The 10641-nt window shown below is 41.9% G+C and carries 6 protein-coding genes and 1 pseudogene; all 7 read right to left on the reverse strand.

Going from position 1 to position 10641, the window contains the following annotated elements; translation table 11 throughout:
- Nucleotides 1–447, reverse strand: a pseudogene (locus DOT_RS11325) (exopolyphosphatase); the annotation flags it as partial.
- 322 nt (nucleotides 448–769) lie between these two features.
- The gene (locus DOT_RS11330) at nucleotides 770–2515 is read right to left on the reverse strand and encodes an APC family permease (RefSeq protein WP_009618443.1); all 1746 of its coding nucleotides are present in this window, start codon (nucleotides 2513–2515) and stop codon (nucleotides 770–772) included.
- A gap of 325 nt (nucleotides 2516–2840) precedes the next feature.
- On the reverse strand, nucleotides 2841–4766 hold the full coding sequence (locus DOT_RS11335; RefSeq protein WP_009618445.1) for an APC family permease: 1926 nt from the start codon (nucleotides 4764–4766) through the stop codon (nucleotides 2841–2843).
- A gap of 384 nt (nucleotides 4767–5150) precedes the next feature.
- The gene (locus DOT_RS11340) at nucleotides 5151–5834 is read right to left on the reverse strand and encodes a response regulator (RefSeq protein ID WP_083824080.1); all 684 of its coding nucleotides are present in this window, start codon (nucleotides 5832–5834) and stop codon (nucleotides 5151–5153) included.
- A 1-nt stretch (nucleotide 5835) separates the two neighbouring features.
- Nucleotides 5836–8568 carry a sensor histidine kinase KdpD gene (locus tag DOT_RS11345; RefSeq protein ID WP_009618452.1) on the reverse strand — a complete coding sequence of 911 codons (2733 nt, stop codon included), beginning with the start codon at nucleotides 8566–8568 and terminating at the stop codon, nucleotides 5836–5838.
- Between the two features lie 10 nt (nucleotides 8569–8578).
- Nucleotides 8579–9160 carry a potassium-transporting ATPase subunit KdpC gene (gene kdpC, locus DOT_RS11350; RefSeq protein ID WP_009618453.1) on the reverse strand — a complete coding sequence of 194 codons (582 nt, stop codon included), beginning with the start codon at nucleotides 9158–9160 and terminating at the stop codon, nucleotides 8579–8581.
- A gap of 21 nt (nucleotides 9161–9181) precedes the next feature.
- Nucleotides 9182–10641 (reverse strand): potassium-transporting ATPase subunit KdpB (kdpB, locus tag DOT_RS11355; protein ID WP_009618455.1); only part of this gene is annotated, 1460 nt, incomplete at its 5' end.

The following is a 10641-nucleotide window of genomic DNA, read 5'->3' on the forward strand; positions in this document are numbered from 1 at the left end:
GCCAGAGGTCAAATTGACGATGATTGAATCGGTAAGGTCTAGGTTATTAAATTCATTTAAATGATTTCTTAAGGCCTTATATATTAAAAATCTTTCTTGAACATTATTAATAATCTCAACATTAATTCCAGCAATAAGTCGAATTTGTTCGATTATGTAGTCGCGATTATCGGCTTCATGAAGTCCACTTGTGGCCACAGCTCTATATATTTTCACACCGTAATCTTTCATTAATTTAGAAAAGCCCTTTAACCCTGCACAGGTTTCCTTGATAGTTTTAGGCGATATTCTTCTCTTAGCGTAAGTATCTTTACCGATATTATTGGGTAGAGAAGTATCCTCGAGTATCATCTGGCTACCATCAGGATTTATTTGAGCAATACTCATTCTCAAGAAATCAGAACCTACATTAATAGCGGCGACAATTTCATTCTGCATCGTTTTCATTTTCAGGCTCCTTAGGTAACTCACCCAGATGATTTCAATTATGTTAATAATCTATTATGAAAGGAATACTTTGAGGTAATAGATTATTAACATAATAGATCCTTAATACATAATAAACGGTAATTGTAAATATCTGATTAACTGAATGTTAATTTATTGAAAAATTTAGACTTTTTTCTTTGTTTTCTCTTAGAATAAACCAGAACAGAAAACGGTCAGAACGTTTTGGGCAACGTTCTGACCGTTTAAGTAAATAATTGACTTGTTCCCAAGTTTCTTTAATTCTCTGAGATATTAGTATTCATTAGTTATTATATACCCCTTAAATTATCAGTCGTACACCACCCAACTCAGCCAAAGTATAGGTAAACAGTCTGCCACTGGGTGAACCAATAAACATAAAATTAGTAGCTATGTTCCATTTTGCCGAAAGCTCTTGAACTAATGCTGGGCTAAACTCTCCATAAAGCACTATAAATTCAATGACGATTTCAGGATATGCCCTGTCTAGAAAGCGAACATCTTCGGCCAATCGGGAGGGCACCTCGCCGCCTTCGTGCACAACGGTAACAATCTTCATCCGGTTAGTATGTTCATTATTTCTTACATAGATGAGTGCCAAATTTAAATTGGCTAAGTCTCCTCCCCGCGTAAAAAAAACAACTTGTTGTGAATTTATGTCATCAATCTTAGCTTGTATTTTCTTGGAAAGAGTCTCCGTAACCCACGTTAACTTGCCACTCACGGCTTTTATGAAAAATAAGCAAGCATTGAGTAGTACAATGCGGTTTAACATAATCAAGACAACAATGACTGTTGGTAAGAAATATTCGAAAAAGATGCCAACGTAAACCGGATTCATCACAATGTTACCTAATAACGCAGCAAATACTGCCGTAATAGCAAACAGAACACCTACCCAAGTTGCACTTATTGGTCTAGGCAAGCCACTTCTTCTGATTTTCAGCAGTAAATTACCAACCCCAAAAAGAACCATAACCGACAAAAAGGAGATCGTATAAACCCCTGCCAGAGCTGTCAACTGTCCTTGAGTAACCGCTAATACTGAGACACTTAACACAAAGAAAGCTATGACAATTCGATATTGTGTTCCATGTCGATTTACTTTCAACAAAAACTGCGGCAAACATCTGTCTAACACCATGCGATGTACCAAGCCAGTAACGCCGATAAAAGATGTTAATACGGCTCCACTCAATACTAAAGTAGCATCAACAGCAATTAATCCTGCCAGCCATTCTCCACCTGTTACATGTCCCATATAAGAAAGCAGCGCCTCTTGATGCCCCCGTATCTCGCTCATTGGCGTTAGGGAAAGTGCTAAAAAGGCGATCATCGGGTTTATAATAGTTACCGCTACCCACATATTGCGCAATGTTTTAGGGAAAACACCGGGCTTCTGCTCTTCTACAAAATTTGCAGAACTCTCAAACCCGGAAATTCCCAGCATAGCTGCCGAAAAACCGAAAAATAAGGCCATCGTTAGACTACCCTCTACAGGCATATGGAAGTTCTCCCAGAAAATAGTTAGTCCGTTATGAGCGAGAACCCACACAGCAGACAAAATCAATAGCCCCATAGTCGTTAAATGCAATATGAAAATTGCAGTAGCAACTTTAGCTGACTCACCTATTCCCATAATCGTCAGAAACATAAATGCAGCTAACAAGATGATCGTTGCTAGCGTAATGGGTAAACTTTGCCATAAAATTGACAGATAATGCATTGCTTCATTGGCTGAAATAACCGCTGTAGCCATATATGACAACAGCGTAAAGCTTGCGGCCAACGATGCCACAAATTTGCTGGTAGTGTTAAGCAGCGCATTATACGCTCCCCCATTTAGGGGCAATGCCCCTACCACTTCACCATAGATACTCCTGTAAAAATACAGCACAGCTGAAACCATCAGCAAAGATACCCAAGCCCATTGTCCAGCATACATAATGGACAACGCGGAAACATACAAGCAAGATGATGTAATATCATTGCCGCAAATCGCCGTTGCCGACCATTCATTCAATCCATGGTTCGTTTTCTCACTCATACCGTTCCTCCATAACGCCTAAAGCTTTTCAGATGATACATATTCAACCAATTTATTTATTTCGCCAGAAAGTCTGTCTTTCCTGCATGTATTTTGAATTGATTATGACCTTTAGGGTATCCAAGCCGGTCTAAGCTTAAACCTTGTTGATTCAAAAATGCCGTTAGTAGTTGTTTCGAGTTTCTCTGTACAGCCAACAATTCAAATTTGATTTATTCCACATTGGACTTAGAAAGGAAAATTATTACTCGTTAAATAATAGAATAAGGCAAAAGAAAAACGGCAAGAATTTCTGAGAAATTTTTGCCGTTTTAATAAATTATTATTATTCTTCAGAAGAATTATTTACCAGCGGATGATACGGAACGCTTGTCACTAGGATATTCTTTTGTAGTAAAAGTAACAATTTCATTAACTGTCCGGTCTGGTTGTGCAAGAAGTTCTGCCATAACTTTGGGGGGACAAACTCAGGTATAACCATCGTGACCGTTGTATATTGCGGGTCTTTCTCAAGAGTATCTAAGTACTGCAACAGGTCTTGAACGGTAGCTCTATAAGGAGAATCTACAACTACTAGATCTATTTGAATATTGCTTTGTTGCCAATGTTTTTGCAGTTTTTCTGCCCTTTCCTTGTCCGAAGCAATGTGGACTGCCGAAATTAATGGAGTCAACTCATACCCATATTGAAGGGCCTTGAGAACTATTCTGTTCAAATCGAATACCGGAACAACAACTTTGGTTCTATATTCTGAAAGGTCTACGTTGGAACGACGATTTGAAATTCTAGTAATTTCCTTGTTAAATGCTGCGATATCTTCTTTGGTTGGTTTAATGAGCTTGATTTCGCGCTTGTAAACGTTTGATACAACATTGAAGAAAAACATAAGCAAGGGAATGATAATAGCAACTAACCAGGCACCTTCAGTAAATTTAGTAATCAAGAATATTATAAACACTAAAAAAGATATCAGTCCGCCGAATAAAAAGATTATCAAATCCTTGAAATAACCCTTGGGTCTACTCTCCAGGCAATGTTTAGCTAAGCCAAACCCAGTGAGGGAAAAGCTGATAAAAACGCCAATAGCATATAATGGCAGCATACTATGGGTATCTCCCTCAAAAAGGATAATCAATAGTATACCTATTATGCTCAATGTCCATATTCCTGCGCTATACACCAACCGGTCACCAAGATTTTTGAAATAGCGAGGAGCATACCCGTCGCGCGCCATTAGACTCAATAGAATTGGTAAGCCTACGAAGGGTGTATTCGCGGCAATAACCAAAATAATTGCGATGCCTGCCATTAAAATATAATACATAATTGTTTTGCCAAAAATTATTAATCCCAACTGGTTTATGATTGTATTGTCATCACTAGGAATTAGTTGATATTTACTTGCCAGAAACACCATTCCTACAAGGCCAACCACTACGATAAATCCAAGCACGAATAATGTATTAATGGCTCTTTTCTGTGCTGGGGCTTTGAACGCTGTTACCCCGTTGCTGACGGCTTCTGTCCCTGTCAAAGCAGTAGTACCTGCTGCCATGGCCCTCAGAAAGACAAATAATGTTAAAGTCTGGGTATTTGCTGCAATGATTGCCTGCGAATGTGGTATGGGAGTTATTCCATACACAAAATACTTGAACAAGCCAAAACCAACCAATCCGAAAATACTGATTATATATGTATATACCGGAAGAGCAAATAATCGAGCTGACTCTTTAAGCCCACGCAAGTTAACAATGGTCATAAAAACGATAATGAGACAATCTGCTAATATTTTGTGCGGAGTTGGTTCCAACCAGCGAAATATTCCGGTGAGATTTTCAACTGCCGAACTGACGCTGACTGCTACAGTTAAAATATAATCAATGCTCAGACTAGCACCAGCCAGTAACCCCATTTTTTCTCCTAAGAAAGCATTGGCAACGGTGTAGGAACCTCCACCTTGGGCATATTTTTGTATAGTGCGGCGATACAGCATTAAAATGCTTAACAGCAATAGCACGATAGCGCCGGTCACCTTCATCGATGCTGCATAGCCCGCTGTTCCTGCTAGAATCAAAACATACAATATCGCATCTGGAGCATAACCTTGAGAAGATATGACATCAGAACCAAAGACGGGAATACCGCCAAAGATACCTATTTTATGGTTTTCTGCGCTTTGCGTGGTAAGAGGATGCCCAAATATTAATGTTCTAAACCTTAACCAAAATAATTTACTATTGGCAGGAGCCATATAAAAAACAACCTTCTTTCAATCTTTAATCTCATTATGGCAATGACCACTCTCATCAATCTGTCACATACAGTTTCCTTCCTGAATAGAATATTTATTCTTATCAATGAACTCTAATTATGGGTACCAAAAGTGTTGATATAAGAAACGATCTTCCATATAAAGGCTTGTTTATTGTAAAAATTACCGCGAGAGAACATATTTCTCTGAATTATGCCTTATTATAGCTCTAAAGTAATAAATAAAGTATAAAGAAATACATCAAAAGCATAAAGAAAACATAAAGATTACCCTTGATAAAAAAAGAATATTTCGACAAATCAAAAAACCTTTTATAATAAAAAATCCTCCACATCTACTAGTGCGGAGGAAAGGGAAAATTTACTATAACAATCGATAACCAACGCCTGGTTCAGTAATAATATGGCGAGGACGAGATGGATCCAGCTCTATCTTTCGTCTAATTTGACCCATGTAAACTCGAAGGTACTGGATGTTATTCTCGAAGATTTGTCCCCAAACCGAACGAAGCAAAAACTTGTGCGTTAGTACCTTTCCTGCATTGGTTGCCAGGCATTTTACTAACTCGTACTCTATGGGAGTTAATTTAACTTCCACATCCATTAATTTAACCTGGCGATAACTCAGATCAATCGATAAATCATCAAACCTCAATGTCGGTTCTTCTTCGACTCCCACCGAATGACGTAAGGCCGCCCGCATCCGGGCCAGTAATTCGCCCATACCGAAAGGCTTTGTAACATAGTCATCGGCCCCATTGTCAAGTGCGGTAATCTTATCAGTCTCCTGTTCTTTGACGGAAAGAATGATGATCGGAACCTTGGACCATTCTCTGATTTTGCAAAGCACTTCTATTCCGCTCATGTCAGGCAGTCCTAAATCTAAAATCACAAGGTCAGTGCTTAACAAAGCAACTTCGTTTAAGCCCGCTTGGCCAGTTCCCACTTCTCGTACTTCATAGCCATGACTGGTTAAACTAACCCGCAATAACCTTCGGATTTGGGTTTCATCATCGATAATTAAGATTCGTTGCCCTTTTTTATCTATGTCAATCTCCTCCTTCGCCTGGAACTTTACCGGAGAATTCGTAATCTATGGGCAAATTGAAAATAATCGTTACACCACCAAGCTCATTGTTCTCGGCCCAAATATCACCGTCATGTGTTTCAATAATTCCTTTACAGATCGATAAACCAAGACCTGTTCCACTTACTTGAAGTGGAGAACTGAGTCGATAGAACTTATCAAAAACCTTGCTTAAATCGGTTTCAGGGATGCGTGTTCCCCGATTGGCTACAGCTATCTCCAATTTCATTTCTACTTGCCTGACTGATATCATTATTTTGCTGTCCGGCTCAGAATACTTGACTGCATTATCCAGTAAGTTAACTAATACTTGTTCAATCAAAACATAATCAGCATAGACTAAGGGCACGCCAGCAGGGATATTAATATCCAGCAAACGTTTGGCAAGAACTATATCTAAACGGTTAATTGCTACTCCGATAATATCTTGAATATCACACCAATCTTTGTTTAGTTTGAGCATTCCACTTTCCAGACGGGCCATGTCTAATAAGTTATTGACAAACCGATTCATTCTTTCGGCTCCTTGAAGAATCGTTTGCAATAAATCATGCCGAGCTTCTCGAGAATACACAGCATCATGGTCTTCTAGCAGCCCTGTAGCCGCACCGATAATTGAGGCCAAAGGTGTTCGCAAATCATGGGATAAAGAATTGAATAATGCCGTTCGTAACCGTTCGGACTCTGCTAAGGTATGGGCCTGCCTTGCTTCATCAGCCAGTTTTATCCTATTGATTGCCAGCGCTGCTAGCCCTGCAAAAGCATCTAAAAAGCGAATTTGTTCGGGGTTAACGGATTCTTCTTGATTATTGAAACATATTCCTAAGACTCCTTGGGTTCCCTGTTCTGTGGTTAATGGTAAGTAAAGTGCCTTAGCGGACCCTAACGTTTCAGTTCCTTGACCAGCTTTTAGTCCCCTCACATAGACCCAAGTCGCAACAGCCAATTCACTTTCGGTCATGAAATGATCAGAACTCGAACTTTGGCTTAATACTAATTTATCTCTTTCATCCGGTAATAACAGAACAACCTGACCATCCAGGGTATCCGCAATCTTGCGAGCAATGCTGTCCAGGACCCTCTCTAGTTTATCGACTGCAGTAAGGTCCCGGCTAAGGGAGTATAAGGCGGAAACCTGCTGCTCACGATGCCGGGAATATTTAATCTGGTTTTTTAGACGAGCAGACAGAGTCCCGGTTACGAAACCCACGATCATTAAAATGACAAAGCTTATAACATAACGAAAATCATCCACTGTAAACGTGTGGAAAGGTGGAACAAAGAAGAAGTCGAAGATGACAACACCCATCCCAGCAGTAACAATAGCCGGCAACTTACCCCAGCGAGCTGCGCTGAGGAGAACAGGCAGAAGATAAAGCATTGAAATATTTATAGGCCCTAGAAATGACTGAATTGGAGAAACAACGAGTGTCATAGCCGTCATCATCAAAACAGACATGATATACGGTGTATAGGAATACTTTTTGCGAGGCGGAAGGTTTGGGTGACCTATCGGTGTACGGCTGTCGTTGGCTTTCTTTCCAAACTTTTGGCTTGCTGCTTCCATTTGTCCAGAAATAACGTGGATGCTGATGCCATGGCTGTTCCGGATTACGTTATCGACAATAGAGCCATGAAGCAACTCCTGGAAACGCGTTCGTTCTGGCTTTCCAATGATTATTTGAGAAACGTTGCGTTTTCGGGCCACCGTTAACAGCTCTTCCACAATGTCATCCCCATGAAGACTAATTATCTCTGCACCCAATTTTTCCGCCACACGCAGGTTTTTAGCCATAGTATCCTTTTCAGCTTCGCTCTTAGGCAGTCGACCTGGGGGGGTCACATGGACAGCCAACCATTCCGCATTCTGTCGCGTTGCCATTCTCTTGGCTGTTCGGATTAGTCGAGCAGAAAAACGACTACTGCTCACGCAAACCATTACTTTTTCTCCCGAAGGCCAAGGACCAGCAATGCCATGCATTCGCATATAGGATTCCATCTGGCTGTCCACTCGTTTGGCCGTATAACGCAAGGACATTTCCCGCAGGGCATTGATGTTCCCTGGACGAAAGAATTTCTTCATAGCCTCAGCGGCTTGTCCTGGAACATAAACTTTGCCTTCTTTGAGCCTTTGAATCAGCTCATCCGGCGTGATATCTACCATCTGAATTTGAGAAGCAATTTCCAGCACTCGATCAGGCACTGTTTCGCGTACTGTTACGCCAGTTATTTGGGCCACGACATCATTGAGACTCTCTAAATGTTGGATGTTCAAAGTGGTATACACATTAATGCCAGCAGCCAACAACTCTTCGACGTCCTGGTATCGTTTCGTATGACGGGAACCCGGAATATTAGTGTGGGCTAATTCATCGACTAAAGCTAGTTGGGGATGATGTTCTAAGAGCGCCTCCAAATCCATTTCTTTAAAAGATTTATCCTTATATTCCTGCATTCTTATAGGAATAACGGGAATACCTTTAAGTACGGCCTCAGTTTCGGCTCTGCCATGGGTTTCGACTAAACCAACCACTACGTCCACACCTTCGGCCAATCTTTCCCGGGCAGCCTCTAACATGGCATAAGTCTTACCCACCCCGGCGGCCGCTCCCAGAAACACGGTTAGTTTTCCTTGGCCCTCCTTCTCAATGCTGGCTAGCAATTCGTCTGGATCAGCTCGTTTATCATTGATCATTGTTTAAACATCACCCTGCTTTTAAAGAATCCAAGGCCCTATTTAATCTGAGCACATTGACTCGTGGCTCACCTAAGAATCCAAACTGTCTACCCTCAGTATATTGCTCTACTAGGGATTGGACCTTTTGCACGCTGAGATTCCTCGCCTTGGCGATCCTTGCCACTTGAATACGGGCTGCTTCTGGACTAATGTCCGGATCTAACCCACTGGCAGAAGCGGTGACTAAATCACTGGGAACGGGAGCATTAGGAGTTAGCCCGTTATCGATTCTTACCTGCTCTGCCCGTTTCGCTACTTCAGCCAATAACGCTTTATTGGTTGGCCCTAAATTAGAACCTCCCGACTTGGTAGCATCATATCCGTTAGTACCTGCTGCTGACGGCCGCCCCTGAAAATAACGGGGGTCGCTAAAGCTTTGTCCGATTAGAACTGAACCAATTAATTCATCACCTTGATACGAGAGTGATCCGTTGGCCTGTTTGGGGAAAATTGCTTGGGCTATGCCCGTAATCAAGAGAGGATAGGCTATGCCAGTCAACAAGGTCATGACGATTAGTAACATCAAGGCCCTGGACATTGTCTTAAGCATCGAATTCTCACCCTTTCTATTTTAGCTTAAACCTAAAAGAACTAAAAGCATGTCGATGACCTTGATACCTATAAAAGGAGCGATTAAACCACCTAATCCGTAAATAAGAAGATTACGCCGTAAAATTACATTGGCCCCCAAAGGACGGTAGGCGATCCCGCGCAAGGCTAAAGGAACAAGGGCGACGATAATTAACGCATTAAAGATAACTGCCGATAGGATGGCACTTTGGGCTGTGGCTAACCCCATGATGTTTAAAAGGCCAAGTTGAGGATAAGTCACAATAAACAAAGCCGGAATAATTGCAAAGTATTTCGCAACATCATTCGCGATGCTAAACGTCGTCAGCGCCCCTCTTGTCATCAAGAGTTGCTTGCCGATTTCGACGATTTCAATAAGCTTCGTGGGATTACTGTCCAGATCGACCATATTGCCCGCTTCCTTGGCAGCCTGTGTCCCGCTATTCATAGCCACGCCCACGTCAGATTGGGCCAAGGCTGGAGCATCGTTGGTACCATCTCCGGTCATGGCGACCAAATTGCCTTTGGACTGATATTCACGAATGAGTTTTAACTTCGCTTCCGGTGTAGCCTCGGCTAAGAAATCATCGACTCCCGCTTCAGCAGCAATAGCAGCAGCTGTTAAGGGGTTATCTCCTGTAATCATCACAGTCTTAATACCCATCCGGCGTAGTTGGGCGAACCTTTCGCGAATTCCACCCTTAACAACGTCTTTAAGGTAGATTACCCCTAAAGCTTGGTCTTTTTCGGCCACAACTAAGGGAGTTCCACCTTTTTTGGCAATATCCTCCACTGCAGCCTTAACCTCAGGGGCCATTTGCCCACCGTTATCCTGTAAATACTGTTCAATTGAATCCATTGCCCCTTTACGGATTTCCCGGCCTTGAAAATCTACGCCGCTCATTCGAGTGTGGGCACTGAACGGGATGAATTTTGCCCCAATGCTGTTAATATCCCGTTCTCGCAAGTTGAACTTTTCCTTGGCCAAAACAACGATACTCCGTCCTTCAGGAGTTTCGTCCGCCAGGGAAGACAATTGCGCGGCGTCAGCCAGCTTCTCCGGTGAAATACCAGGGCCAGATACAAACTCGGTAGCCATTCTATTTCCAAGGGTAATTGTGCCGGTCTTATCCAAAAGGAGTACTCCAACATCCCCAGCAGCTTCCACAGCCCGACCAGACATTGCCAGAACATTTCGTTTTAACAGACGATCCATGCCAGCAATACCAATGGCACTAAGCAAACCTCCGATGGTGGTTGGAATAAGACAAACCATTAGCGCAGCTAAAACGGGTATCGATAATGTAGCCCCTGAGTAGATGGCAAAGGGCTCTAAGGTTACCACTGCCAGTAAAAAAATAATGGTTAAACCAAGCAAAAGAATGTTAAGCGCGATTTCATTGGGAGTTTTCTTACGTTTGGCACCTTCGACTAAGTTAATCATCCGGTCTAGAAACGTTT

The organism is Desulfosporosinus sp. OT (genome assembly GCF_000224515.1).
Classification (GTDB): domain Bacteria; phylum Bacillota; class Desulfitobacteriia; order Desulfitobacteriales; family Desulfitobacteriaceae; genus Desulfosporosinus.